Origin of the sequence: Pedobacter punctiformis, assembly GCF_027213715.1 — a bacterium.
GTDB classification, from domain to species: Bacteria; Bacteroidota; Bacteroidia; order Sphingobacteriales; family Sphingobacteriaceae; genus Pedobacter; species Pedobacter punctiformis.
The window spans coordinates 338,368-362,890 of record NZ_JAPWGM010000001.1; the positions used below are offsets into that span (position 1 = coordinate 338,368).

Annotated in this window: 26 protein-coding genes, 2 tRNA genes and 1 riboswitch; of the genes, 12 read left to right on the forward strand and 16 right to left on the reverse strand. The window is 35.8% G+C overall.

Translation table 11 applies throughout. The features are described 5' to 3' along the window. Positions 1-8: 8 nt before the first annotated feature. From O0955_RS01485 to O0955_RS01515, 7 genes are all read right to left on the reverse strand, one after another. Positions 9-575 carry a DUF4256 domain-containing protein gene (locus tag O0955_RS01485; protein ID WP_269425756.1) on the reverse strand — a complete coding sequence of 189 codons (567 nt, stop codon included), beginning with the start codon at positions 573-575 and terminating at the stop codon, positions 9-11. Next, entirely contained in the window at positions 562-1,005 is a 444-nt protein-coding gene (locus O0955_RS01490) for an SRPBCC domain-containing protein (RefSeq protein WP_269425757.1), read from the reverse strand. The genes O0955_RS01485 and O0955_RS01490 overlap by 14 nt, the downstream gene beginning before the upstream one ends. Positions 1,006-1,023: 18 nt before the next feature. Next, positions 1,024-1,539 (reverse strand): VOC family protein, encoded by a 516-nt coding sequence (locus O0955_RS01495; protein ID WP_269425758.1) that lies wholly within the window; start codon positions 1,537-1,539, stop codon positions 1,024-1,026. A gap of 122 nt (positions 1,540-1,661) precedes the next feature. Beyond that, on the reverse strand, positions 1,662-2,240 hold the full coding sequence (locus O0955_RS01500) for a YdeI/OmpD-associated family protein (RefSeq protein ID WP_269425759.1): 579 nt from the start codon (positions 2,238-2,240) through the stop codon (positions 1,662-1,664). Between the two features lie 10 nt (positions 2,241-2,250). Further along, positions 2,251-2,634 carry a DoxX family protein gene (locus tag O0955_RS01505; RefSeq protein ID WP_269425760.1) on the reverse strand — a complete coding sequence of 128 codons (384 nt, stop codon included), beginning with the start codon at positions 2,632-2,634 and terminating at the stop codon, positions 2,251-2,253. 6 nt (positions 2,635-2,640) lie between these two features. Then, positions 2,641-3,108, reverse strand: coding sequence for an SRPBCC family protein (locus O0955_RS01510; RefSeq protein WP_269425761.1), 468 nt, complete (start codon positions 3,106-3,108; stop codon positions 2,641-2,643). A gap of 6 nt (positions 3,109-3,114) precedes the next feature. Then, on the reverse strand, positions 3,115-3,429 hold the full coding sequence (locus O0955_RS01515) for an ArsR/SmtB family transcription factor (protein WP_269425762.1): 315 nt from the start codon (positions 3,427-3,429) through the stop codon (positions 3,115-3,117). A gap of 196 nt (positions 3,430-3,625) precedes the next feature. Between O0955_RS01515 and O0955_RS01520 the strand changes: the two genes are divergently transcribed. From O0955_RS01520 to O0955_RS01535, 4 genes are all read left to right on the forward strand, one after another. Continuing rightward, the gene (locus O0955_RS01520; protein WP_269425763.1) at positions 3,626-5,038 is read left to right on the forward strand and encodes a serine hydrolase domain-containing protein; all 1,413 of its coding nucleotides are present in this window, start codon (positions 3,626-3,628) and stop codon (positions 5,036-5,038) included. A gap of 608 nt (positions 5,039-5,646) precedes the next feature. Continuing rightward, positions 5,647-6,099: a GNAT family N-acetyltransferase gene (locus O0955_RS01525; RefSeq protein ID WP_269425764.1), complete on the forward strand. Its 453-nt coding sequence runs from the start codon at positions 5,647-5,649 to the stop codon at positions 6,097-6,099. Beyond that, positions 6,092-6,544, forward strand: a complete 453-nt coding sequence (locus O0955_RS01530; RefSeq protein WP_269425765.1) for an amidohydrolase family protein — start codon at positions 6,092-6,094, stop codon at positions 6,542-6,544. The genes O0955_RS01525 and O0955_RS01530 overlap by 8 nt, the downstream gene beginning before the upstream one ends. Positions 6,545-6,559: 15 nt before the next feature. After that, on the forward strand, positions 6,560-7,078 hold the full coding sequence (locus O0955_RS01535; protein ID WP_269425766.1) for an amidohydrolase family protein: 519 nt from the start codon (positions 6,560-6,562) through the stop codon (positions 7,076-7,078). A gap of 237 nt (positions 7,079-7,315) precedes the next feature. Here the strand turns inward: O0955_RS01535 and O0955_RS01540 are convergent. Continuing rightward, positions 7,316-7,389, reverse strand: a tRNA-Asn gene (locus O0955_RS01540). A gap of 357 nt (positions 7,390-7,746) precedes the next feature. Next, positions 7,747-7,820: transfer RNA gene (locus tag O0955_RS01545), tRNA-Asn, on the reverse strand. A gap of 144 nt (positions 7,821-7,964) precedes the next feature. On the opposite strand from O0955_RS01545, the gene O0955_RS01550 reads away from it, so the two are divergent. Continuing rightward, complete coding sequence (locus O0955_RS01550) at positions 7,965-8,885, forward strand: PfkB family carbohydrate kinase (RefSeq protein ID WP_269425767.1); 921 nt, start codon at positions 7,965-7,967, stop codon at positions 8,883-8,885. A gap of 217 nt (positions 8,886-9,102) precedes the next feature. Next, on the forward strand, positions 9,103-9,306 hold the full coding sequence (locus tag O0955_RS01555; RefSeq protein ID WP_269426591.1) for a helix-turn-helix domain-containing protein: 204 nt from the start codon (positions 9,103-9,105) through the stop codon (positions 9,304-9,306). Between the two features lies 1 nt (position 9,307). Here the strand turns inward: O0955_RS01555 and O0955_RS01560 are convergent, their stop codons facing one another. Genes O0955_RS01560 through O0955_RS01570 form a run of 3 tightly spaced genes read right to left on the reverse strand, consistent with a single transcriptional unit; the run spans position 9,308 to position 10,755 of the window. Continuing rightward, positions 9,308-9,541 carry a cytochrome b5 domain-containing protein gene (locus O0955_RS01560; protein WP_269425768.1) on the reverse strand — a complete coding sequence of 78 codons (234 nt, stop codon included), beginning with the start codon at positions 9,539-9,541 and terminating at the stop codon, positions 9,308-9,310. Beyond that, complete coding sequence (locus tag O0955_RS01565) at positions 9,541-10,221, reverse strand: lycopene cyclase domain-containing protein (protein WP_269425769.1); 681 nt, start codon at positions 10,219-10,221, stop codon at positions 9,541-9,543. Before O0955_RS01565 ends, O0955_RS01560 begins: the two co-directional genes overlap by 1 nt. Beyond that, the gene (locus O0955_RS01570; RefSeq protein WP_269425770.1) at positions 10,222-10,755 is read right to left on the reverse strand and encodes a hypothetical protein; all 534 of its coding nucleotides are present in this window, start codon (positions 10,753-10,755) and stop codon (positions 10,222-10,224) included. It lies immediately after the preceding gene. A 127-nt stretch (positions 10,756-10,882) separates the two neighbouring features. Here O0955_RS01570 and O0955_RS01575 point away from each other — a divergent pair, with 127 nt between their 5' ends. Continuing rightward, positions 10,883-12,364, forward strand: a complete 1,482-nt coding sequence (locus O0955_RS01575; protein ID WP_269425771.1) for a phytoene desaturase family protein — start codon at positions 10,883-10,885, stop codon at positions 12,362-12,364. A gap of 283 nt (positions 12,365-12,647) precedes the next feature. Here O0955_RS01575 and O0955_RS01580 read toward each other — a convergent pair whose 3' ends face one another. Together O0955_RS01580 and murB are read right to left on the reverse strand one after the other, a co-directional pair. After that, positions 12,648-13,181 (reverse strand): RNA polymerase sigma factor, encoded by a 534-nt coding sequence (locus tag O0955_RS01580; protein ID WP_269425772.1) that lies wholly within the window; start codon positions 13,179-13,181, stop codon positions 12,648-12,650. A 133-nt stretch (positions 13,182-13,314) separates the two neighbouring features. After that, positions 13,315-14,331: a UDP-N-acetylmuramate dehydrogenase gene (murB, locus tag O0955_RS01585; protein WP_269425773.1), complete on the reverse strand. Its 1,017-nt coding sequence runs from the start codon at positions 14,329-14,331 to the stop codon at positions 13,315-13,317. A gap of 364 nt (positions 14,332-14,695) precedes the next feature. Here murB and O0955_RS01590 point away from each other — a divergent pair, with 364 nt between their 5' ends. The 5 genes from O0955_RS01590 to O0955_RS01610 all read left to right on the forward strand — a co-directional run bounded on the left by O0955_RS01590 (position 14,696) and on the right by O0955_RS01610 (position 22,084). Next, positions 14,696-15,301, forward strand: a complete 606-nt coding sequence (locus O0955_RS01590) for a TetR/AcrR family transcriptional regulator (protein ID WP_269425774.1) — start codon at positions 14,696-14,698, stop codon at positions 15,299-15,301. Positions 15,302-15,393: 92 nt separating this feature from the next. Then, positions 15,394-16,734, forward strand: coding sequence for a TolC family protein (locus O0955_RS01595; protein ID WP_269425775.1), 1,341 nt, complete (start codon positions 15,394-15,396; stop codon positions 16,732-16,734). Between the two features lie 2 nt (positions 16,735-16,736). Beyond that, on the forward strand, positions 16,737-17,804 hold the full coding sequence (locus O0955_RS01600; protein ID WP_269425776.1) for an efflux RND transporter periplasmic adaptor subunit: 1,068 nt from the start codon (positions 16,737-16,739) through the stop codon (positions 17,802-17,804). A 60-nt stretch (positions 17,805-17,864) separates the two neighbouring features. After that, positions 17,865-21,053 carry an efflux RND transporter permease subunit gene (locus tag O0955_RS01605; RefSeq protein WP_269425777.1) on the forward strand — a complete coding sequence of 1,063 codons (3,189 nt, stop codon included), beginning with the start codon at positions 17,865-17,867 and terminating at the stop codon, positions 21,051-21,053. Between the two features lie 227 nt (positions 21,054-21,280). Then, positions 21,281-22,084: a hypothetical protein gene (locus O0955_RS01610; RefSeq protein WP_269425778.1), complete on the forward strand. Its 804-nt coding sequence runs from the start codon at positions 21,281-21,283 to the stop codon at positions 22,082-22,084. A gap of 50 nt (positions 22,085-22,134) precedes the next feature. Here O0955_RS01610 and O0955_RS01615 read toward each other — a convergent pair whose 3' ends face one another. Both O0955_RS01615 and thiD read right to left on the reverse strand, forming a co-directional pair. Beyond that, entirely contained in the window at positions 22,135-23,340 is a 1,206-nt protein-coding gene (locus O0955_RS01615; protein ID WP_269425779.1) for an MFS transporter, read from the reverse strand. A gap of 155 nt (positions 23,341-23,495) precedes the next feature. Continuing rightward, entirely contained in the window at positions 23,496-24,314 is an 819-nt protein-coding gene (gene thiD, locus O0955_RS01620) for a bifunctional hydroxymethylpyrimidine kinase/phosphomethylpyrimidine kinase (RefSeq protein ID WP_269425780.1), read from the reverse strand. Between the two features lie 62 nt (positions 24,315-24,376). Next, positions 24,377-24,472: riboswitch (TPP riboswitch) on the reverse strand. Positions 24,473-24,523: the final 51 nt, after the last annotated feature.

Consider the following 24,523-nt stretch of genomic DNA (forward strand, 5'->3'; position numbering starts at 1 on the left):
TCAGGCATTTACACCCTCAGCGAAGCCCGGAATCCTCTGGCAGCATAATAAGATTCAGCACCGTTATGATACACGAAAACAGTATTGTAGCGGCGATCGCAAAACAGCGCACCGCCAAGTTTTCTGATGTCAGCAGATGTAATGATCCAGCTTGAGGTTTTTGTATCAAATTTCCCCAATTCCTGCAGTTCACGATATTCCACTTCAGTTAAAATTTCCACACCCATATCTTTTGCCATCTCAACAGCACTGTTTTCCGGTTTATGTTCTTTTCTCGCTTCTAACGCCTCGTGATCATAGCAAATGCTTCTGCGTCCTTTAGGGCTTTCAGCCACACAATCGTAAAAAATATATTCGTCTGTCTTTTTATCATAGCCCACAACATCGGGTTCTCCACCGGTCATTTCCATTTCATTTAATGACCATAATTGTTCCGCATTAGCTTCCAGCTTAGCTTGTACTTTGCTCCAATCAATTCCGTTATGACGATTTTGGTTCTGCTCAAAGCGTTTTTTCAACAAATCAAGCAGCTCTTCACTCAGCGCAGGCGATAACTGTTTTTTATTGTTCTTCATACATCCGTTTTAAATAAGTTTCTAACTTTTCTACATTTTGATTCAAGCCCTCATCAGCTTTAAAAACCTTAACTACCGTTTCAAATAATTCATTTGTTTCAAACAACATTGTCCATTCCATTAAAGTTTGGCTTTCTTTAGACTCAAAAACAATTGTAGCAAGGTAATTGGGATTGAAGTGCTGAAACACAATCTTTTTAGAGGGTATAATTTCTAAAAACACGCTTTTATTTGGATAGTTTTTGCCGTCAGGGCCGTGCATGGTCAGGCACCACTCTCCATCTGCAATCAAATCCATTTTATGAATCGTATTGGTAAATCCAATGGGTCCCCACCAATTTGCAATATGCACGGGATCTGTCCATACTTTCCAAACCAAATCAATTGGTGCGTTTAATATTTTAGTAATCCTTAGCGATCTGTTTGCCATGCCCTTACTTTTTTTCCATTAGCGATGCTGATCAATTAGCACTACATTTCCGTCCGGGTCTGTGACCATTAAACTTGCAGGTCCGGTAGTCTGCTCATCTGCCTCAGGATTTACCGTTAGCCCCTTACTTTTAAGTTGTTTCTGAATTTCGCGGACATCATCAAATTTTTCGATGTTATTGGCATTTTCATCCCAACCCGGATTAAACGTTAAAATATTGCCTTTAAACATCCCCTGAAATAGCCCGACAAGTGCATTCTCATTTTTCATGATGAGGTAATTTTTTTCCATGCCACCTGCAAAGACTACAAAGCCAAGGTTTTCGTAAAATTGTTTTGAAACGTTGAGGTCTTTAACGCTCAGGCTGATTGAAAATGCTCCTAATTTCATATTTTTCTCTTGTTTAATTTTGACATTATCCACTTGTTTAACATCAATATGGTTAGTTGTTTGTTTGTTAAAGATGGTTTTAAAGAAAAAGCCCAGACTAAATGCGGCTGCAAATCCTAAAATTATTAAAGCTGTCTTTTTCATTCTATTACACGTTAATTCTACTATTTGGTTATGGAAGCTTACAGATAAGCGCTCCTTATAGCTTATTAAATGTATAAAATTCTGATTAAGGCACAAAGGCCGGAATGATTTTTCTGTCCGAATTAATCATCCAGCCCCTTGCCAGTTAGAATTTTTGACAGGTATTTTTCAACCCTCGACTCACGGGTTTTAGATTGTTTGGGTTGAGAAAAATGTAGCATGTAAGCCCTTTGTCGTCCCGGTGTTAATGCCTCAAAAGCTGTTTTTAAGGCCGGAATTTCATCCAGTTTCTTTTGAAATTCTTCAGCCATTGTAAATTCTGCAGTCTTTTTAAATTCTATTTTCAAGCCAGCTTTTTCTACTTCAAGCGCCTCAAAAATATAGGCTTTCAGGATAGATTCCTGCTCAATTATTTCCTGGATATTGGTAAACCGGATTTGGCGTGCGGCTTGTACATTCTCTGTTTGCTGAATCAGAATGTTATGAGCATCGTTTAACAAAGCACCTTTAAAAAACAAAAACGCACAGTATTCTTTAAATACATGTATTAATACGATGTTATTTTTTTGAAACACATAACAGGGAACACCCCATTTCAATTCTTCTGTTAGCCCACAACCAAGTGCAATCGTTCTTAATTTCCTGATTTCTTTCTGCCATTTTTTGGCTTTTTCAAAATAAAAATCAACTTTAGGGTTCATACCATTCATTTTATTGGTTAACCGGAATAATTCTTCTATTTGCCGGCCTGAAATACCATGAAACCACAGTCAGGATTAGCAATAATAATGAAGGTGCCATATCTTTTATGGAATTACCCGATGCAATATGCGAAATTGTAGCTCCCGACATGGCAAAGAAAAAACCTGCATAAGCCCATTCCTTCAACAAGGTAAATTTAGGAATAAGCACCGCCACAACGCCCAAAAATTTCCAGATGCCTATTATCGTTAAGAAATATATCGGATAACCTAATTGCGTAATGTTATCTACTTCTTTTTTTACTTTTAATAACTGGACTATTCCGGTTGATGCCATCCCTAATGCGAGCCAGATGGTCGAAATCCAATAGATAATTTTATTTGTCTTTGTCATAACATATTATTTTAATTGATTTACCACATCCTGGAGGCGATTATGCGCCATGTTTAAACCCTGCGCAAAAGGCAAAGCGAGCATTTGATCCCGGAGTGCAAGCGATTTATATATAATGTGTATATTGAGTTTACAGGTATTTTCGGTAAGTTTTTCAAACTCCAGGAACTCGAGCTGGGTAGCAAAAGGTGTATTCTCCATCTCAAAAGTCCGGGTGATTTTTTGATTCGGAACAAATTCATGAATTACTCCATTGGCCTTAAATACGACGTTTCCCTGAGCATTACTGGTTTCAAATTGATAACTACCATACTTTTTACTTTCCAATTTCAACACTTTTGTCCCCATCCACTGCTCTACTATATCAGCTTCTGCATAGGCTTTAAAAAGTAATTCTACCGGCAGGTCAAATTCCCTGGTAATCATCAGTTCCTGTTTATCCTTTTCGGCATTGATCTTTGTTTTCAATTCCATATCAATTTATTTATAGTTTTTCATAATGGCTTCCAGTTTATTAAATCTGTCGTCCCACATTTTGCGAAACGGTTCAATAAAATCGGCTACTTCTTTCATGTTTTTAGCATTAATGGTATAGTAAATCTCTCTGCCGTTTTGTTTTTGCTCCAGCAAAGCACACTCCGTAAGTATTTGCAAATGTTTTGAAACGGTTGGCCTTGCAGTATCAAAGTTTGTGGCTATTGCCCCTGCCGTCATCGCCTGCGAAGCAAGTAATAAAAGTATAGCCCTTCTTGTGGGGTCGGCTATGGCCTGAAATACATCTCGTCTTAAATTCATTATGTAGCTATTTGACTACAAATATAAACGTAGCCATTTAACTACGCAAATTTTAATGAAAATTTTTTCTAATAAACTCCATTTATTTAAAATTTCACCAAAACATTTTGATTGTACGAATACATTCGTACATTTGATTACGAACAAATTCGTAGACAAATAAAGCAACCAATCAAATTATAAAACCAAAATTTAAATGAAAAGCCTCAAATTCACATTTTTACTACTAATCGCAGTTAACTTCTGCAATGCACAAACGAAAAATAAAGAAAAACAGTTAGACAGTATTTTCACTATTTTATACAAACAAAATCAATTTAACGGAACAGTATTAATTGCCGATAAGGGCAAGGTTGTTTTCAAAAAAGGTTATGGTTATCGTGATGAAAACTCAAAAGCGCTAAATTCTTCTACAACTATTTTTGAACTGGGTTCCTGCTCTAAACAATTTACGGCAATGGGAATCCTTCTATTGGCAAAACAGGGGAAACTAAGCTATAATGATCAATTATCGAAATACATCCCTGAACTATCTTTCTGGAATGACGTTACCATTTACAATCTTCTCAGACATACCAGTGGTGTTCCTGAATATTTAGATGCCATGAGAAAAGAATGGGACAGTACAAAGATTGCAACTAATAAAGATTTAATAAATTTTTATGCTAAAAGAAAAGATACGTTAAACTTTAAGCCAAACACAAATCATAGATATTGCAATACCAATTATGCCTTACTGGCCTCCATAATTGAGCGGGTTTCGGGCGAAGATTATGCAACTTTTCTGAAGGAAAATATTTTCGTTCCACTTGGAATGAAAAATACATTTGTTTACAACAGAAGGCAATCTCCAAGGAAAATAACAAACTACGCAATTGGATACGTTTGGGCTAGGGATAGTTTCAAAAAAGTAACCTCTGAAAATCCTGGGTATGATGAAAAAATGGTTTATTATTTGGATGGAATTGTAGGCAGTGCAAAGGTAAATTCTACAGCAGAAGATTTACTTAAATGGATAAACGCTTTAAAAAGCAATAGCTTCATTTCTGCTGAAGACTTTAATCAAATGACAGAAATTACTAAAACCACAAAAGGCAAAAACATTCCTTATGGTTTCGGACTAGATGTTTCAAAAGGCGAAAATAAATTTTCTTTTGGGCATACAGGATCCTGGGACGGTTACGCCTCATTTATATATCATAATATGCCTAAAGACAGAACCATTATTATTTTACAAAACTTTAAAATGGGCACTTATTCATTTAATAATATCAGTCAGATTTTAGACAATAAACCTGTAGTAACTGAATATAGAAGTAAGATAAATATTCCGCAATCGGAAATGGAGAAATACGCAGGAACTTATTTAGACGAAAAGGATAAAGAGGAAGCGCATATTCTGACCTATAAAAATGGACACTTGTTTTATAACACACCAAAAGTAAAATGGGACATGAGATTTTTTCCGGTTTCGGCGAATGAATTTAGCAGAATAAGTCAGGGAGGCGTTGATGGTATTTTAAAATTCACAAAACTAGAAAACGGAGACACCAAACTGGAGATGCTTCAATATGGCAATGTTATTGGCACAGGTATAAAAAGCAAATAAAATACTGACCATGCTACTCTGTACGCTAGCATCAGATTTCTCAACACATTAGGCAGCTAAACCAATTGAAGCTGATCAAAATCTATAAACAACAAAGCCCTACCAGATTTGGTAAGGCTTATATGTTTTGTTCCCGAGACGCTATATTTTTCCAAGAATCTCTTTACCGATCTTAAGTATTACAACGATTTGGGATTTACCTCTAGAAAAAACCGATATAAATAAAAAATTGACAGGCTATTAGGAGAAATCATTGCAAAATTTACAAATTGGAAAAATAATAGGGATTTTACGGTAGTAACGAGGTTTTAGATGAATGAACCAAACCTTTAATAAGGTAAAATTACCCGTAACTTTTTTTGATTATTATTAATGTATTCTTATTAGCATCAATAAGTAGGTCATCATCTTTTTTAATGAATAAAGAAGTAAATTAAAATACCTAATTATTATTGTTGGCTCTCTCGGTTAATTGAATATAAATCAAACGTTTGCGTTAAAATAACCAAAAATCATTGATGATTATTAAATACTTTTACATACAACATCTAGTTACATGCTCTCTAGTTTAAAACCAACTGCGATGTTAACGAATTATCAATTTTAAAATGAACTTACAGATTAAAGAGATTAAGAGCTATAATCATGAAATAAGAAATACAGTTGAGCATTTCTTAAAATCATTACAAGGTTGCGAAAGCAGTATATCCGAGTACCAGTTAAAAGAAATAATATCGTCTGAAAACAGTTATCTTTTTTTCGCTTCTAGTGTCCACGATGTATGTATTGGTATGTTGACGATAGGAATTTATCAGTCGCCAACTGGCAAGAAAGCTTGGATTGAAGATGTTGCTGTTGATGACCTTTTTAGAGGACAAGGTATTGGCGAGAATCTAATAACATTTGCTATCCAATTCGCCAAACAGCATAATGTGGATGTTTTAAATCTAACATCATCGCCTGCTAGAGTTGCGGCTAATAATTTATACAAAAAAACCGGCTTTCAACCAAAGGAGACCAATGTTTACAGAATGGCTTTAGGTACAAATTCTTATGCTTAAACTTGAAACTTTCCCAAAAATAGATGCGCATTTTCACTCGACTTTTTATGATCCTATATATGAGAAAATAGCGAAAGACTATCATGTAAAATACATTAATATCAATACAAATGCGAGCGTGTTTCCTCCCATGGAAATTCAGGAAAGTGTGGCTTTAGCATATATTAAAAAAGCTCCTGAGCATTTCGCCTATATTGCCAGTTTTGAGATGAAAGGTTGGGAGAACCCGAATTGGTATAGCTATGTATTCGAACATCTAAAAAATTCGATTAATCAGGGGGCAGTTGGTATTAAAATCTGGAAAAATATTGGAATGGAGATATTGAAACCTGATGATCAATCATTTCTGATGATTAATGACCCATTTTTTGATCCTCTCTTCATCTATTTGAGCGAAAATAACATTCCAGTGCTCACACATTTGGGTGAACCGAAAAATTGCTGATTACCTGTGGAAGAAATGACCTCGGAGCGTAATAAAGCTTATTACATTAAAAATCCTGAATTTCATGCGTATTTACATCCTGAAATCCCTACATACAAACACCAGATAGAGGCAAGAGATTATTTAATATCTAAATACCCCAAACTCAAGCTAATAGGCGCTCATCTGGGAAGCTTAGAATGGAGTTACAAAGAGCTTGCAAACCGTTTTGATCAATATTCTAACTTCTACGTTGATTTATCTTCCCGTTTAGGGCATTTACAGATGCAGTCCGTTAACGATTATGAGGGTGTACGGAATTTTTTCATTAAATATGCTGATCGCATCATGTATGGAACAGATGCTTATAACAATCCCGAAAAACTTATAACTTCTTTAGTTAATGACTGGAAGTATTTCACTACAAATAAACAATGTGATTCTATAGAGGTACAAGGTGTTTTTAGAGGGATTGAACTACCTGAGGAGGTACTCTACAAGCTTTATTATGCCAATGCGCAAAAAATATATCCAGGTCTTAAGACAGAATTCTAAAGTTGAAACAACAGTATTTAAAACGCTCTAATTAATGTATACCATCCAGTAAAACCAATAAACTGGCCTCATTCAGCTGCATCGAGGCAAAAAAATAGTTCCAGATTTTTTCTATTTTTTCAGTCCGGACAGAGATACTAGGCTCTAAACGAAAATATAGCTTGATTTACTTTATTCAACGATTTGAAAATTAGCTAAAAATAGAAAAGCCCATCACGATATTGTGATGGGCTTTCGCTCCCTCTGCTGGGCTCGAACCAGCGACCCTCTGATTAACAGTCAGATGCTCTAACCAGCTGAGCTAAGAAGGAGTGCTGGTCTTCCAAAAATCAAGTCTAAATGTACTTTTCAGCACCTTTAGCCCTGTTTGTTTTGGGATTGCAATATTAGGGATTTTAAATTATTTATGCAAAAAATAGATGTTTTTTTCAAAATAAAGCAGCTTTTCAGGAAAACTTAAAAACTACCACACCAATTTATAACTGATTATCAATAAGTTAATTAAGATACAACTTCATCAAACACTTATATTCGTTGGTTATTTAACAATCTAGGTACCTCATTAATGTCATACATTCCACTAAATTGATAGATTAACTCCTCTTTAATAGTTAAAATTAAGCACACAAAAAAAGCCTTACAACTTTCATTATAAGGCTTTTAATCTGCTCCCTCTGCTGGGCTCGAACCAGCGACCCTCTGATTAACAGTCAGATGCTCTAACCAGCTGAGCTAAGAAGGAGTGCTGGTCTTCCCAAAATCAAGTCTAAATGTGCTTTTTAGTACATATACCCTTGTTCGTTTTGGGAATGCAATATTAGGGCTTTTAAATTATTTATGCAATATTTGCAGAGAAAAAAAATTAAAATAATTTAAAATAATTTATATGAGCCTGATAATCATAGGTAGTGTAGCTTTCGATGCTATTGAAACTCCCTTCGGGAAAACGGATAAAATTGTTGGTGGGGCAGCAACTTACGCAAGTTTAGCCGCTTCTTACTTCTATAAAAACACAAAAATTGTTGGCGTTGTAGGCGACGATTTCCCTAAAGAGGCAATAGATACTTTTACCGAACATGGCATTAACACAGAAGGCTTACAGATTAAAGCCGGAGAAAAATCTTTTTTCTGGTCAGGTAAATATCACAACGACATGAACAGTCGCGATACTTTAGTGACTGAATTAAATGTATTGGAAAATTTTGATCCGATTATTCCGGATAGTTATCAGGATTGCGAATATTTAATGCTGGGTAACTTAACGCCTATTGTTCAGCAAACGGTAATTAACCGTTTAAAAAACCGCCCCAAATTAATCGTAATGGATACCATGAATTTCTGGATGGACATTATGATGGATGATTTGTTGAAAACCATTAAAATGGTTGATGTTTTAGCCATTAATGATGCAGAAGCCCGTCAACTTTCAGGTGAGTACTCTTTGGTTAAAGCCGCTAAGAAAATTTTAGCCATGGGCCCAAAATATTTAATTATTAAAAAAGGCGAGCATGGTGCTTTGTTATTCAATGAAGATCAGATTTTTTCTGCACCAGCCTTACCTTTAGCTGAGGTTTTTGATCCAACAGGTGCTGGTGATACTTTTGCCGGTGGTTTTATTGGTTATTTAGCCAAAGTTGGAACCATTAATTTCAACAATATGAAAAATGCAATTATCTACGGTTCTGCATTGGCTTCATTTTGTGTAGAGAAATTTGGAAATGAAAGGTTGCTAAACTTAACAGACAAAGAAGTAGCGGATAGAATTAATCAATTTGTGAATTTAAGTGCGTTCACAATTGAAGCATAAATAAATTTGGAGGGCCGGTAAACGGCCCTCTCCTATTAAAACCCAGCCGGTGCCGGGTGCTTACCTTTAACGCTAATAATTGTTTACTGATTACAGGCTGCAAGCTCTGGCTTACATTAATTTAAATGCCGGAGATGATTTGCTTAACCTGGAAAGTGTAACCGCAGCCAATGGTTTTAGCGAAAGAACTTATCCAGAATTTTTCAATCGGCATTAAATATTTTTTTTTCAATATTTAAAACTGATGAGGATGACGAAGGCAATGGAAAAACTTTTAGAAAGCGATTTAATCATTAGCGAAATCGCCTATTCGGTTGGTTATAAAGGCATCCCCTCTTTCAGCAGTACGTTTTCAAAAATGTTTGGTAAAAGATCTTCGGAATTTAAAGATTCAAAGCACACTACACTAATCAAACTTTAGCTTACTTTAAAACACCGATAATGGTAAACTTTTCAAAAACGGTTTCGGTATGTGGTGCATCAGGCATTTCATCAGTTAAATCCTGCCCTGCCCAATGTTCATAATGTTTACCATTTCGCCATAAACGGCTTTCGGTTACTTCGTAAATAAATCCTTTATAGGCCACCCAAATTTGAGGTTTATCCTGCCCGTTGCGCAATGCAAGCTGTTGTTTGGTGTATACAGGCAAATCCATTAACGGGCTACCCTACTTTTAAAAAATTGATACAGATAAACATTCATCAGCAATAAAGCCATCAGGTAAAAATGATCCTCAAAAGGAATTGTTCCAACCCGCATGCCTAATATTTCTTTACTGTTATAAAGCACAACCGGAATAGAGGTTAAAAAACCATTAACGATATAAAAAGGAATTAATGAAACCAGGTAGGCCCTGTAAAACCGGTACATAAACCTGATTTTTTTATTGACGTATTCTACATAGGCCAGCACAATAAATAAAAAGCCGAAGTTGATGAGTGTATACCACTTACTATAGCCAAAAAACAAAATTGCTACACACAGGCCCAAAACCAGGTTGCTTATTGCCAGACTGTATTTTTCTAAACCATTAGCTGGAAAATAGGCGTTTAAACATTCATAAATAAAGATGCAGGCATAAGGCACCGTTAAAAAGAATAAAATTTCTTCAATCGGCAAGCCTAATAAGTTTATTCCGGTAATATATTTTGGATTAAATGACCAGATATCTAATTTCACAAACAAAAGATCCCAGGCCAGGAAAACAGCACCGGTTAACAAAATTGCGGGCAGCACGAACTTCCATTTACTAAAAAAATGAACCTTTTTATCGAAAGATAAAACCAGTGGAAAAAATAGTACAGCAAGATTAATAAGTAAATAAGTATAGTTCATTTATAAGTGTTTTTGGAATATTTTAATTTCCTGTGCCGTACAACGTTTACTGTCAATCATAAACTTAGCAACATTTTTAATCAGTTCTTCATCAGTGCTCCCAAAGTTATGATTTTGATATTGCTTTACAATTTCCTTTCTATCCACATCCAAATCTTTACTGAAACCCAGAAATGCAGGTGTAAAATGTTCTATCGAAAAACGCATAAAACGGATTTCCATGTTTTCCTTATCCATGGCTATCGCTTTTTTCATTGTTTTGAGCGACCTGCTTACAAATTTTATCTTATTGTAAGGATTCCATGAATGTTTGGCCTTCAGCGCTTCCAATGTTCCGGTATAGGCCGTAATTAATGCTGTTTTATTGGGTAATAGATTTAATTTTTTAAAAAGAGAGTCTGTTAATTTAGAATTCTCCACCGCTTTAACCATATTGGTTTTTAAGATGGCTATTTCCTTATGATTAAGTTGTGCATAGCAAAAATTGCCTGTTATAACGCAAAGCAATAAAAATATGGTTTTCAATTTAGTCATGTATCCGGCAAAAATAACAAAACATACCATTTTACAGGACTATAGTTTTTGAGGGATAATTTTCTTTAGTTTATCGGTTATCAACATTATACAAACAAATTCCCATTTATTTGCTTTATTTATATCAATGAATAAAAAACCTGTTGTAACGGTAATTGGTGCCGGTTTCGCCGGATTATCTGCTGCCGCTTTACTGGCTAAAAACGGTTGTGATGTTACGGTAATTGAAAAACACGATATGTCGGGCGGCCGGGCACGTACCTGGGAAAAAGATGGTTTTACATTTGATATGGGTCCAAGCTGGTATTGGATGCCTGATGTTTTTGAAAATTATTACAAGTTGTTTAACAAAACGGCTTCAGATTTTTACCAACTGGAAAGATTAAGTCCAGCCTACCGGATTTATTTTGGTAAAGCAGATACTATTGATGTTCCGGCAACGCTGGAAGCACTTTACCAGCTTTTTGAAACTTTAGAACCAGGAAGCCGTAAAAATCTTGATGTTTTTTTAGCCCAGGCGAAATACAAATATGATGTGGGAATGAACGAATATGTGTTCAAGCCTTCGCATAGCGTACTAGAATATTTCGATCCACGACTGGCCATAAGCGGCATTAAATTACAGCTGTTGGGCAATATGCGAAAACATGTACACCGCTTATTTAAAAATGACAAACTGCGGAAGCTTTTAGAGTTTCCGGTTTTATTTTTGGGGGCTACCCCTCAAAACACACCAGCTTTATATAGTTTAATGAATTATGCCGATTTAGTTTTAGGCACCTGGTACCCGATTGGCGGGATGCACAAAATTGTTGAAGCCATGCAACAAATTGCAGAAGAGCAGGGTGTAAAATTTGTTTTCAATACAGAAGTAACCAAAATAAAGGTTAACAATGGCCGGGCTGAAGAAATCCAGACCAGACAAGGCAATTTCAAAACGGATTTCGTTGTGGGTAATGCGGATTATCATCATATTGATCAAAAATTACTCGAACCACAATACCAGAATTATAGTGCAGCTTACTGGGATAAAAGAACCATGGCACCATCCTGCTTATTATTTTATATTGGGTTAAATAAAAAGTTAAAAGACATTTTGCACCACAATTTGTTTTTTGATGAAAATTTTGATCTGCATGCTGAAGAAATTTATAGCCGTCCGCAATGGCCATCAAAACCTTTATTTTATGTTTGTTGTCCTTCGGTAACAGATTCAACAGTAGCTCCTGAAGGATGCGAAAATTTATTTTTCCTGATTCCATTGGCTCCTGATTTAACAGATAGCGAGGTAGAAAGAGAGAAATACTTTGATTTACTGGTTAGCCGCTTCAAAGATTTAACGGGAAATGACATTAAAGATAATATACTGTTTAAACGCAGTTATGCCATGGATGATTTTGGGGAGGATTATCATGCGTTTAAAGGAAATGCTTATGGATTAGCTAATACCTTAGCACAAACCGCTTTCTTGAAACCGAAAATGAGAAGTAAGGTAGCAAATCTTTTATATACAGGTCAGCTAACCATTCCTGGGCCCGGAGTGCCTCCTGCAATCATATCCGGACAAGTGGCTGCCCGGGAAATAATAAAAAAATTAAAAAAGGCTTGACAAATTTAAAATTTCGCTTATCTTTATAACCACAAAACAAAAATACTGCATTTACCCTTTAAAAAAGACAATAAAATTTAAATCAGCAGGTGTTTCGGAATTAGAGAGAAGGATGTTGAAATACAAAATAAGAATCAACTAACCAAATATATGATAAGCAAAAAGGCCCGGAAGTTTCCAGGCCTTTTGCTTTTTAAGCACTTTCCTTTTTTCAAATAAAAAGATCTTGACGAACTAAAAATAAAAAAGCCCGGATAAACCGGGCTTTCATTATTATTTAAGGTTATGAAACCATTTCAGCAATTTGAATTTCTTTAGAATACGTTTTCAGGTATTTTTTAAGAATTCCTCTTGCCACATGAATCCTGGTTTTAACTGTTCCAATCGGAATGTGTAACATATCAGCAATTTCATGGTATTTATAACCTTCAAAATAGCGGATAAATGGCACATAATATTCTTCTGGTAACTGAGATAATGCTTTGTTAATATCTCCCAGTACAAATTTGCTTTCAGCATCATTCTTTGTGGCACTATAAGAAAGGTTTGCTGATGATATGTCTTCGCTTTGCGTAATTAAGGTATTAGTTTTAACCAAACGACGATAATTATTAATGAAAGTGTTTTTCATTATTGTAAACAACCATCCTTTTAAATTCGTACCTTCTTTAAACTTATTATAGTACGTAATCGCTTTAAGCATCGTATCCTGCACAAGGTCATTTGCGTCTTCAGCATCTTTTGTAAAGTTTAAAGCATAAGATCTAAGAGATACCGAGTGATGGTTAACCAGATGATTGAATTCAAATTTTGTCATGATGTTTTAGCTTTAGGTAAGATTTAATAAACAAATGAATTGTCCAATATTTCATTTAAAACCAAACAAACTTAATACCAAAAAACATTTATGAGGCAGCAAAACCATGACAAGCCGTTGAGGCTGCTTTTCGTCACAAAATATTTACTTCACGTTCTAAAGTGACTCCAAAAGTAGACTTTACACTGTCTATAATCTGTTCAGATAATTGGTATACTTCCTTTCCGGTCGCATTTCCATGATTAACCAAAACAAGTGCCTGGTTTTTCCAGGTACCGGTTTCACCAACAATTTTGCCCTTCCAACCACATTGTTCAATCAGCCAGCCGGCGGCCAGTTTAACCTTCCCCTCTGCTGTAGGATAATGCACAACATCGGGGTGATTTGCCACAACATCTGCAAATTCATACTTTTCAATAACCGGGTTTTTAAAGAAACTCCCTGCATTACCAATGGTTGATGGATCCGGTAATTTACTGACACGGATATGCGAAACCGCAGCAGAAACATCTGCAATGTTGGGTTTTTGGACACCTCTTTTTTCAAGCTCTGCCTCAATAGCTCCATAAGAAGTATTGATGTTAGGCTGCGTGCTCAAATTAAAAGTAACTGAAGTAATAATATATTTTCCTTTTAACCGTGCCTTGAAAACACTTTCACGATAACCAAAATGGCATTCTTCGTAATTAAAGGTTTTAAAAGTTCCGGTTTCAATTTCAAAAGCGGTGCAGCTTTCGAACACATCTTTTAGTTCTACGCCGTAAGCTCCAATATTTTGTATGGGCGATGCACCAACCGTACCTGGAATTAAACTTAAATTTTCTATACCGGCAAAACCATGTTCAACGCAATAATTTACCAGATCGTTCCAAACTTCTCCTGCTCCGGCAGTCACTTTAACGGTTTCACCAGCAATTTCATTGGAAATTCCTTTAATACTCATTTTTACAACCAAACCATCAAAGTCTTTCGTAAAAAGCATATTGCTTCCACCACCCATAATCAAAATCAGGTTGGATTTTACAATTTCTGATTCAAAAAGTGCTTTTAAATCATTTTCACTAAATATCTCTGCAAAAAAACTTGCTTTAACATCTATACCGAACGAATTGTATGGCTTTAGTGAAATATTTTCCTGAATATGGAACATAGTTGGTTTTTATTTTGTCCAAAAGTAAGAAAATAGTGTATGACTTGCAGAATGATTTCAGTTACGTTCTTTATAAAGGAATAGATAATCTTTTGGTTCACGACTTAAAGAAAGGCTTGTAAAATAAATAATCTTCTGAGGGTTTCTGTAGAAATAATGCCAAATAAGACGATTCAACTGTTTAGTAAATCTGACACGATGTACAAAACAAAGCGCCGTAAAGAGATATAAACCAGACAGAAACAGAATTATTGTCACAGAACTGCAAGGTTATGACAGAAATCTCCGTCATTGATTAACAAATAATTTTTTTAGCACTATTTTTGACCAAAATATTAAAAAAGTCAGAAAGTAGAAAAGTAAAATGATTGTTGCTGATAAAAAAAGAGAACTAATTATTGATGGTGCGATAAAGCGTTTTACACATTTTGGAATAAACAAAACCACCATGAATGATATTGCTGAGGACCTTTCCGTTTCAAAGCCTTCACTTTATTATTATTTTCCGGATAAAAAAAGTTTAATTGTAGGTGTTATTGAACGTGTTTTTAATGATTTTTTCGACCTTTTGAAAAAGAAACATAATCCCAATCAACCGCTTATAGATATTCTTTACAATACAATAGAGGTCAGAAATACCTTTTTTCAGAAATATTACATGCTGAGAATTGCAGAAGGTATTCCTGATTTACTGAACGATGATGTAATTAAGAAAAAACTTACCTCATTAAAAAGTTCGGAAAAAGAATTTTTTGCTCAAATATTCATCCAGGCACAAGTAAAAAAAGAGATTATCCATGAGGACATGAACCATATAGCTGAACTTTATCTTGAAAGCTTAATGGGATTAACCAACATGTGCATCATGGAAACCGGAAAGGATCTTTTTCCAGATAAAAAGGCACTTTCCAGAATGACTCAAAAGCAAAAAGATCTTTCTACCATTTTCACTAAAGGACTTAAATGCTAAAAGAGATCATTTAAAAATTTAAATACGAATAAACCTTAATCCGGTAAGAATTAAGGAACAGATAAGAACCCAAAAACAAAAATCAATACATTATGCTTAGAGTAAAAACGGTAAAAGTAATGCTTATCCTTATTGCAGGCATTGCTCTACCATCATTAGTATCAGCGCAACAGAAAGTCACACTTAAAGATGCACTTACTTTTGCGCTTCAAAATAACAGTAATGTTCGCAAGGCTAAACTGGATATAGAAAAAGGAAGGTACAAAGTTGAGGAAGTAAGGTCTCAGGCTTTGCCTCAAATTACAGGTAATGCCGGCTTAACGTACAATCCAATAATCGGACAACAGGTTGTTGATTTTGGCGGACAATTGCAAACGCTGAAGTTTGGCCAGAAATGGAATTCATCTGCCGGTGTTCAGCTTTCCCAGCAACTATTCAATCAGCAGGTTTTTACAGGCTTAAAGGCTGCAAGATCGAGTGAAGAGTATTATAATCTTACTTCTCAATTAAGTGAGGAGCAAATTATAGAGCTGGTTGCCAATAATTATTATCAGGTATTGGTAAACAGACAACAGTTAAATGTAATTGACACTAACATTAAAAATGTTAAAGTTGTAGAAAAAATTGTTTCTAATCAGTACAAGAATGGTTTGGCCAGAAAGATTGATGTTGACCGTATTAACGTAAACCTGACTAATTTGAACACACAACGTGAACAAATTGTTAATGCCATTACGCAGATGGAAAATCAATTAAAATTCTCAATGGGTATGCCGGTTTCAACACCAATCAGTTTGCCTTTTACTGAATTAACAGAGGTTACCCAATTGCCACAATTTGCAGACTCTATTGACCTGGCAAACAGAACAGAGATTAAACTTTTAGATAACCAGGATAAACTTTTATCGCTGCAGAGAAAGGCTTATGTAGCAGAATATTATCCTACCCTGGCGCTAACAGGAAATTATACGTATTCAAGTCAAAGTAATGGTTTCGACTTCTTAAATTCAAACAGCACCGCCATTGGTTTTGGTTCATCGGCTGTAGGTTTAACTTTAAGGGTACCAATTTTTAACGGATTTTTAACACGTTCAAAAATTCGCCAGGCTGATATTGACATTAAAAAAGCTCAGGAAGACAGAAGAGAATCAACAAACTCATTGAATTTAGCTTATGAAAATGCAAAGATTCAATTACGCAATAACCTGAATACCATTAATGCACAACGTAAAAATGCGCAGCTTGCGGATGAAATTTACAGAAGCACGCAAAACAACTACAATAACGGCTTAGCTTCGTTAACGGATTTACTGGAGACAGAAAATTCACTTACAGAAGCACAAAATAGCTATACACAGGCATTATTAAATTATAAAATTGCCGAAATACAATTAATAAAATCAAACGGAAATATTAAATCGCTAGTCAAATAGAAATGAAAAGAGTAATTACCATAATCGTTGTAATTGTTATTGCACTTGGTGCAATAGCTTACGTATTAAGCAACAATAAAAAGAAGAACGAAGAAAAAACTGCATTCATTGCTAAAGGTAGTGGCGCTGTAGCCGTTCGTGTTGCATCAGTAGAGAAAAAAGCTGTAGATCTGGATTTTAGTGCCAACGGCAACTTTATTCCTAAACAAGAATTAAACCTTTTAAACGAAAATGCAGGTCGTATTTCTGCTATTTATGTTAAAGAAGGCGATCGTGTTTCTAGAGGGCAATCTTTAGCTCGTATTGACGCTGAAATTATTAATACAGACAGACAAACTGCTGAAGCAACTTATCAAAATGCATTAAGAGACGAGGCCAGGTACCAAAGTTCTTATCAAACCGGGGGGGTAACTCAACAACAGTTAGACCAGGCTAAACTAGCCACCAGAAGTGCAAAACTTCGCTTACAGGCTTCGCAAAAAACATTAAGTAATGCTGTGATTAAATCGCCAATCAACGGTATTGTAAATAAAAAATACATTGAGATAGGGGCTTTTGTAAATGCTCAGGGTACGCAGTTATTTGAAATAGTTGATGTTTCTAGATTAAAACTAAAAGTTAATGTAAACGAATCTCAGGTCGCTAATTTGAAAATTGGTGATAAAATTGACATCAAATCTTCAGTATTCCCTACAGATAAATTTAGCGGTCAGATTACCTTTATTGCACCTAAGGCAGATGGAACATTAAATTTCCCAATTGAAATTGAAGTTGCAAACAATGCAAAAAACGCTTTAAAAGCAGGTATGTATGGCACTGCTGTATTCAACTTCCCTCAGCAAGCACCTAGTATTTTAATTCCACGTACTTCATTTGTGGGTAGTGTAAGCAGTAACGAGGTTTTTGTATTGGATAAAGCAAGCAATACATCAAAACTGCGTAAAGTTGTTGCCGGTCGCATTTTAGGAGAGAACGTTGAAATTCTTGAAGGATTAAACGAAGGCGAAACTGTAATCACCAGCGGACAAATTAACTTAACTGAAGGTTCTCCGGTGAGCATTGTTAAGTAAGGCAAATTTTGCAAATATAAATTCGCTTCACGTGTATAACGTGAGCAATATTAGAAGAAAATGAAGATAACAGATATATCTATAAAAAGGCCGTCGCTGGTGATTGTGGTTTTTACCGCACTTACTTTGCTGGGCTTGCTAAGTTACTTTTCGTTGGGTTATGAGTTATTGCCAAAATTCTCAAACAACGTAGTATCTATTTCAACCATCTACCCGGGTGCATCGCCAAATGAGGTAGAGAATACGGTAACCAAGAAAATTGAGGATGCCGTATCTTCAATGGAAAATATCAAGAAAATAAACTCTGTATCTTTTGAGAGTTTATCTACAGTTACCATTACATTAACAGATAAAGCCAATATTGACATTGCTTTAAATGATGCACAACGTAAGGTAAATGCTATTCTTGCAGAATTACCGGATGATGTTAAAACACCATCATTGAGTAAATTCTCGTTGGATGACTTACCGGTAATTACCATGTCTGCATCAGCTAACATGGATGATATTACCTTTTATGATTTAATTGATAAACGTATTGCCCCGGTAATTTCACGGGTAAGTGGTATTGCCCAGGTAAACCTGATTGGTGGTTCTGAGCGTGAAATACAGGTTGCTTTAGATGCAGATAAATTACAAGGCTACAATCTTTCTGTACCTCAGGTGCAGCAAATGATTTTAACTTCAAATCTGGATTTCCCTACGGGTAGTGTTAAAACCCAAAATCAAGACGTTTTAATCCGTTTATCCGGTAAATACAAAAGCATTGACGAACTTCGTAAACTGGTTTTAACAACCGGGAAAGACGGTTCTCAAATCCGTCTGGGTGATGTTGCTGATGTTCAGGATGCTCAAAAAGAAACTGAAAAAATTGCCCGTATTGATCGTAAAGGTGCAATTGCCATTCAAATTATTAAACAAAGTGATGCAAATGCTGTAGAGGTAAGTAAAGGGGTTCATGCCATTATTGAGCAGTTAAAGAAAGAATATGCTTCGAATAAGCTAGATATTAAAATTGTAAATGATAGTTCGATCTTTACATTAGAATCTGCTGATGCCGTAATTCACGATTTAATTCTTGCGGTAATATTGGTGGCATTCGTAATGCTTTTCTTCCTGCACAGTTTACGTAATGCGTTAATTGTAATGGTATCCATTCCGGTATCATTAATTGCAACTTTTATCGGTATCAGTTTATTTGGCTTTACTTTAAACTTAATGTCATTATTAGGGCTATCCCTTGTGGTGGGTATCCTGGTGGATGATGCGATTGTAGTACTGGAGAATATCCAGCGCCACATGGAAATGGGTAAAAATAAAGTTAGAGCAGCATCAGATGCAACAAGAGAAATCGGTTTTACCGTTGTGTCCATTACTTTTGTAATTGTTGTGGTGTTCTTCCCTATCGCTGTAAGTACAGGTTTAGTGTCTAATATTTTACGTCAGTTCTGTATTGTGGTAATCATTGCTACATTACTTTCGTTGGTTGCTTCATTTACCATTGTACCATTAATTTTCTCAAGATTTGGTAAGCTGGAGCATATAGAAGGTAAAAATATCTTCGGTCGCTTTATCCTTTGGTTTGAAAAACAATTAAAGAAATTTACCAACTGGATTACCGGTATTTTAACCTGGTCGTTAAACCATAAAGCATTAACCCTGATTATTGTTGTGGTGATGTTCTTTAGTTCTTGCGGATTATTGGCAACCGGATATATTGGTTCGGAGTTTTTCCCTAAATCAGATAAAGGTGAGTTCTTAGTTCAGCTGGAATTACCAAAAGATGCTTCTTTAGAACAAACCAACTTCTTTACGCAAAGAGCGGAAGCTTTTTTAAATAAACAACCAGAAATTACGCAGTTAATTACGACAGTTGGACAGGCAAGTGGAGATTTTGGTGGTACACAGGCTACCGCATATAAATCGGAAATTAATGTAAAGCTTGTTGAGCGTGATCAGCGTAAAGGTGTTTCATCTGATATCTTTGCAACGAAGATGAGCCGTGCCTTAGCCAAAGAATTGGTTGGTGCTAAAGTTAAAACCGTGCCAATTAGTATATTGGGTATTGCAGAAAATGCACCAATATCATTAGTTGTAATGGGTTCTGACCTGGATAGCGTTCTGAAATATGCCGAAGGTGCTAAAAGCGTTCTGGCTGGTATTTCGGGTGCTACGGAGATCAAATTATCAGTAGAAAAAGGTACACCTGAAATTAACGTTCAGGTAGACCGTGATAAAATGTCTGCATTGGGCTTAACCCTTCAAACGGTTGGTTCTACTATGCAAACTGCATTTAGTGGTAATACCGATGGTAAATATAGAAAAGGTGAATACGAATACGACATTAATATTCAGTATCAGGATTTTAACCGTAAAAATATTGATGATGTACGTAATCTTATATTTGTAAATTCTGGCGGTCAGCAAGTTAAATTATCACAGTTTGCAACCATTACAGAAGGTTCAGGTCCAAGTCAGTTAGAGCGTAAAGACAAGTCAACTTCAGTTGCAGTTAATGCGCAATCAATTGGTCGCCCAACCGGTACAATCGTTGGAGATTTCCAGGCTAAATTAGAAGAGTTAGAGAAAAATGGCAAACTTAAAAAGCCTCTAGGTGTAAGTTATACATGGGCGGGTGATCAGGAGAACCAGGCCGAAGGTTTTGGTACTTTAGGTATTGCTTTACTGGCTTCGATTATTTTGGTTTACTTAATTATGGTTGCGCTTTACGATAGTTTTATCTATCCACTGGTTGTAATGTTCTCTCTGCCACTGGCAGTAATCGGAGCTTTACTGGCGCTGGCCTTAACCAATAACTCAATTGGTATTTTCACCATATTAGGTTTAATTATGCTAATGGGTTTGGTGGCGAAGAATGCGATTATTCTTGTCGATTTTACCAACCACATGAAAGCCGAAGGAAAAACTACCAGAGAAGCTTTAATTTTAGCTAACCATGCCCGTTTACGTCCAATTTTAATGACCACCATTGCCATGGTGTTCGGTATGCTTCCAATTGCATTGGCAAGCGGTGCTGGTGCAGAATGGAAAAATGGTTTGGCATGGGTTATCGTAGGCGGTTTAACCAGTTCGTTATTCTTAACCTTAATTGTAGTACCGGTAGTTTACCAGATATTCGATAATATGTTAGACCGTTTAGGATTTAACAAAAAAGGTAAAACTATTGATGACTTAATGGTTGAGCCTTATGACCATAAAGATGTTCACGAATATGATATGGAACATTAAAATATAAAAAAGTAACAATCAATTTAAAGGCCGCCTTACCCAAGGGCGGCTTTTTTTGTTTAACCTGCATTACGCTCCGTTTTCGGACAAAGACAATATGAATCTGATTACTGGCGTTATCAACTCAGTCATTTTATTAATAATTATAAACCGAAACACTAAAAAATCATAAATTTCTGGTGTTCCTGCTTCAAAACAAATTGCCTGTCAATATTGTATATTTAACTATGTTTAAAATCATTCTAAGCCTCATTTTAATAAACTTAACCCTCTTTGTTAAAGCCCAGCACCCTCCTGTTTTCGATGGCATGTCTATCGATACCTCAGTTATAAAACTATACGATTTAGAAGTTCAGCTGGTTAAATACAGTTATAAACCTAATGGGGTAAAATTTTTAGCCGTCCATGACGATGAGGATACAGGGATTAAAGCCGGTTTTGATTACATCAGATGGTATGGCGGAGAAATTATAGACAGTCAGTACGGAAGCATCAGAGATTATAATTTTACCTATATGGACGATCCATACCGGATTGACCCTAATGCCATTTATACAAAAAGTGGTGTACACAGCCGGCTTAAAAAAAATCTTTACAGCACCGGCGAGGTAGAAGAATCTTTACTTAAAGCAGGCGAACAGATCCTGAATTTTTACGATCCCAAATCAACAGGTTATATCCTTACGCTGCACAACAATGGAGATGGTGGTTTTGGCATTTCATCGTACCTGCCGGGATACGATTTATCCAGTACGGCCGATTCGGTATATATTAATTTTCAGATGGATGGCGATGATCTGATTTATGTAACTGAGCCCCAGTTATTCAGTAGTTTTAAAAAAGCTAATGTTAATGTAATCCTTCAGTCTAAGTTTGCGCATAATGATGGCTCCCTTTCTGTTTATGCCATGCAAAATAATATTCCCTATGTGAATGTGGAGGTACAGCATGGGCATTTAGAGGAAAATTTAAGGCTTATAGAATTATCTGTAGCTGTTTTAAAAGAATATGATCTGATTAAGAAGGAATGATTATTTCACCACATGACTAAAAAATACATGGTCAGCACCACATCCATCCATTAATTTATCTTTTTAATCTTGGTAACTAAAAATGTGATCAATAAACCAAAAATGGAAATTATTCCAAAAGAATAACGCAGACTTGATAATTGCGAAACATAACCAATTAATGGTGGGCCAAACAAAAATGCAAAATAGCCTATGCTGGAAACCATTGTTATGGCTTTGCCTGCCGGCACTTCTTTATTATTGCCGGCTATGCTATAAACCATTGGAACGATACTGGAAACTCCTAAACCAATAAGCATAAAGCCAAAAATGGCAACAATAATATTAGGAAATATTACAGCAAGTGCCATACCAATGGATATAATTGTACCACTAATTTGCAACAGCTTTTTCCGCCCAAATTGTTGGATTAAGTATACGCCTAAAAATCTTCCACTTGCCATCATAAACATAAACGAAGCATATCCAATGATCGCTCTGTTATGAGGTAACTTTACCACATCTTCAAAGTAAATAGCGCTCCAGTCAAACATTGTTCCTTCGGTAGCCATACTGCAAAATGCAATAACACCCAATAATATTAAGATACCTTGCGGCATGGTAAACAACTTTGTTTTCTCCGCAGCAACATCCGGTTTTTTATAGTTTAGTAATTTTGCACCATTAAATGCAATATTTGTGAAAGAGATTAATGCAATAATCCAAAAATGAGTATACATGCCCAACTTTAAATTAACCAGCCCTAATGCAATTAATGCACCTGCTAAATTACCAATGCTCCATGCACCATGGAAAGAACTCATAATTGGTTTACCGTAGTAATTCTCGCCCGCAACTCCCTGGGTATTTAAGGCGATATTGCAAAGGTTACCTGTTATTCCAAATAGCACTAAAAAAGCTGCAAGCTGCCACCCTGTAGTTGATAAAGCCAAAAAAGTTAAAGCCAGGGCATAAAGTGGCGCCGTTGCTCTGAGCATTTTTTTACTCCCAAAATGTGTAGTAAGTTTTGCAGAAAAAAACATAGTAATAATTTGTCCGGCGGGTAATGCAAAAAGAATAGAGCCTAATTCTGCATCGTTTAGCCCCATTGAAGCTTTAAAGGTTGGTATTCGGCTTGCCCAACTTGCAAAACAAACGCCCTGCATAAAGTAGAAAGCAGATATGGCCAACCGGACTTGCTTTGGAGAGCTTTGCACAATTACAGGTTTAACTTCTGTTTGATCTAAAATTTCCTGATTTGCGTTTATTTCTTCCAAAGTGTACAATAGGTTATGACTATAATTGTTACAAAGGTCTTAAATCTATCGCTAATAGTGATAAGTTTTATCATTTATCTTAAAAATACTTGCATAATCTTATGATTTGTTTAACATTTATTCAAGCGGCAGTCTTTATTACCTAACTTACAATTTTATTGTACAATTAATTTTAAAGGGTTAAAAAAATGATTTAATGGGCCATTACCTTCGCCTGTTTTAATGCCCCTACCCGTTAGTATGGCATTAGTAATGTAGGCTTTAGCCTTTTTAACTGCGGTTAAAAGATTATTCCCTTTGGCCATTTCTGCCGCAATGGCTGAAGAAAGCGTACAACCTGTTCCATGTAAATTGCTGGATTTGATAAAATTGCCTTCCAATATCACTGGTTCTCGGGCTCCATCGATCAAAACATCATAGATTATCGGCCCCGATAAGTGTCCACCTTTTACAAGAACAGCTTTTGCACCCTGATTGATGATTTTTTGACCTGCAGAAATCATTTCTTCAACATTATTAATGCTTTGCCCCGACAGCATAATGGCCTCATCAATATTTGGAGTAACGAGTGTAACTAAAGGAAATAATTTTTCTTTTAACTGATCAATAGTATCTGGTTCAATTAAACGATCACCACTGGTGGCAATCATCACAGGATCTAAGATTATGGGTATATTTTGATCATATCCGGAAAGTTCTTCTCTTATCACCTCTACTACATCAGGCTGGTTAATCATACCTATTTTAATGGCTGCAGGTTTTATATCTCCTAAAATAGCCTGCAACTGATCTCTGATTATTTCTACCGGTAAAGCATGAACAGATTTTACACCCAAAGTATTTTGAGCGGTGACCGCAGTAATCACACATGTGCCGAAGCAACCCAGTGCAGAAAATGTTTTTAAATCGGCTTGTATTCCTGCTCCACCACCACTATCAGAACCGGCTATTGTTAATGCATTAATATAATTCATAATAAAGACTTCATTTCGTATATAACTTCAGGGGTCTTTAAATGCAGGATGCATTGCAAGCAGTTTTGCAGATAACTATTTCCTACGCCGGTATAATCCGGATCAGGTGATGAGGGTATAATCTCAGCCAGTAAATAAAGGCACCCCTAAAGTTTTATGAGTTGCAATATAAGGCTTATTTTTTATTGAGCATATGGATATTAAGAAAG

Excerpts from the sequence above, each read along its gene's own strand:
- O0955_RS01485 (WP_269425756.1), bottom strand. The coding sequence starts at position 575 with ATGAAGAACAATAAAAAACAGTTATCGCCTGCGCTGAGTGAAGAGCTG.
- O0955_RS01490 (WP_269425757.1), bottom strand. The coding sequence starts at position 1,005 with ATGGCAAACAGATCGCTAAGGATTACTAAAATATTAAACGCACCAATT.
- O0955_RS01495 (WP_269425758.1), bottom strand. The coding sequence starts at position 1,539 with ATGAAAAAGACAGCTTTAATAATTTTAGGATTTGCAGCCGCATTTAGT.
- O0955_RS01500 (WP_269425759.1), bottom strand. The coding sequence starts at position 2,240 with ATGAACCCTAAAGTTGATTTTTATTTTGAAAAAGCCAAAAAATGGCAG.
- O0955_RS01505 (WP_269425760.1), bottom strand. The coding sequence starts at position 2,634 with ATGACAAAGACAAATAAAATTATCTATTGGATTTCGACCATCTGGCTC.
- O0955_RS01510 (WP_269425761.1), bottom strand. The coding sequence starts at position 3,108 with ATGGAATTGAAAACAAAGATCAATGCCGAAAAGGATAAACAGGAACTG.
- O0955_RS01515 (WP_269425762.1), bottom strand. The coding sequence starts at position 3,429 with ATGAATTTAAGACGAGATGTATTTCAGGCCATAGCCGACCCCACAAGA.
- O0955_RS01520 (WP_269425763.1), top strand. The coding sequence starts at position 3,626 with ATGAAAAGCCTCAAATTCACATTTTTACTACTAATCGCAGTTAACTTC.
- O0955_RS01525 (WP_269425764.1), top strand. The coding sequence starts at position 5,647 with ATGAACTTACAGATTAAAGAGATTAAGAGCTATAATCATGAAATAAGA.
- O0955_RS01530 (WP_269425765.1), top strand. The coding sequence starts at position 6,092 with ATGCTTAAACTTGAAACTTTCCCAAAAATAGATGCGCATTTTCACTCG.
- O0955_RS01535 (WP_269425766.1), top strand. The coding sequence starts at position 6,560 with ATGACCTCGGAGCGTAATAAAGCTTATTACATTAAAAATCCTGAATTT.
- O0955_RS01550 (WP_269425767.1), top strand. The coding sequence starts at position 7,965 with ATGAGCCTGATAATCATAGGTAGTGTAGCTTTCGATGCTATTGAAACT.
- O0955_RS01560 (WP_269425768.1), bottom strand. The coding sequence starts at position 9,541 with ATGGATTTGCCTGTATACACCAAACAACAGCTTGCATTGCGCAACGGG.
- O0955_RS01565 (WP_269425769.1), bottom strand. The coding sequence starts at position 10,221 with ATGAACTATACTTATTTACTTATTAATCTTGCTGTACTATTTTTTCCA.
- O0955_RS01570 (WP_269425770.1), bottom strand. The coding sequence starts at position 10,755 with ATGACTAAATTGAAAACCATATTTTTATTGCTTTGCGTTATAACAGGC.
- O0955_RS01575 (WP_269425771.1), top strand. The coding sequence starts at position 10,883 with ATGAATAAAAAACCTGTTGTAACGGTAATTGGTGCCGGTTTCGCCGGA.
- O0955_RS01580 (WP_269425772.1), bottom strand. The coding sequence starts at position 13,181 with ATGACAAAATTTGAATTCAATCATCTGGTTAACCATCACTCGGTATCT.
- murB (WP_269425773.1), bottom strand. The coding sequence starts at position 14,331 with ATGTTCCATATTCAGGAAAATATTTCACTAAAGCCATACAATTCGTTC.
- O0955_RS01590 (WP_269425774.1), top strand. The coding sequence starts at position 14,696 with ATGATTGTTGCTGATAAAAAAAGAGAACTAATTATTGATGGTGCGATA.
- O0955_RS01595 (WP_269425775.1), top strand. The coding sequence starts at position 15,394 with ATGCTTAGAGTAAAAACGGTAAAAGTAATGCTTATCCTTATTGCAGGC.
- O0955_RS01600 (WP_269425776.1), top strand. The coding sequence starts at position 16,737 with ATGAAAAGAGTAATTACCATAATCGTTGTAATTGTTATTGCACTTGGT.
- O0955_RS01605 (WP_269425777.1), top strand. The coding sequence starts at position 17,865 with ATGAAGATAACAGATATATCTATAAAAAGGCCGTCGCTGGTGATTGTG.
- O0955_RS01610 (WP_269425778.1), top strand. The coding sequence starts at position 21,281 with ATGTTTAAAATCATTCTAAGCCTCATTTTAATAAACTTAACCCTCTTT.
- thiD (WP_269425780.1), bottom strand. The coding sequence starts at position 24,314 with ATGAATTATATTAATGCATTAACAATAGCCGGTTCTGATAGTGGTGGT.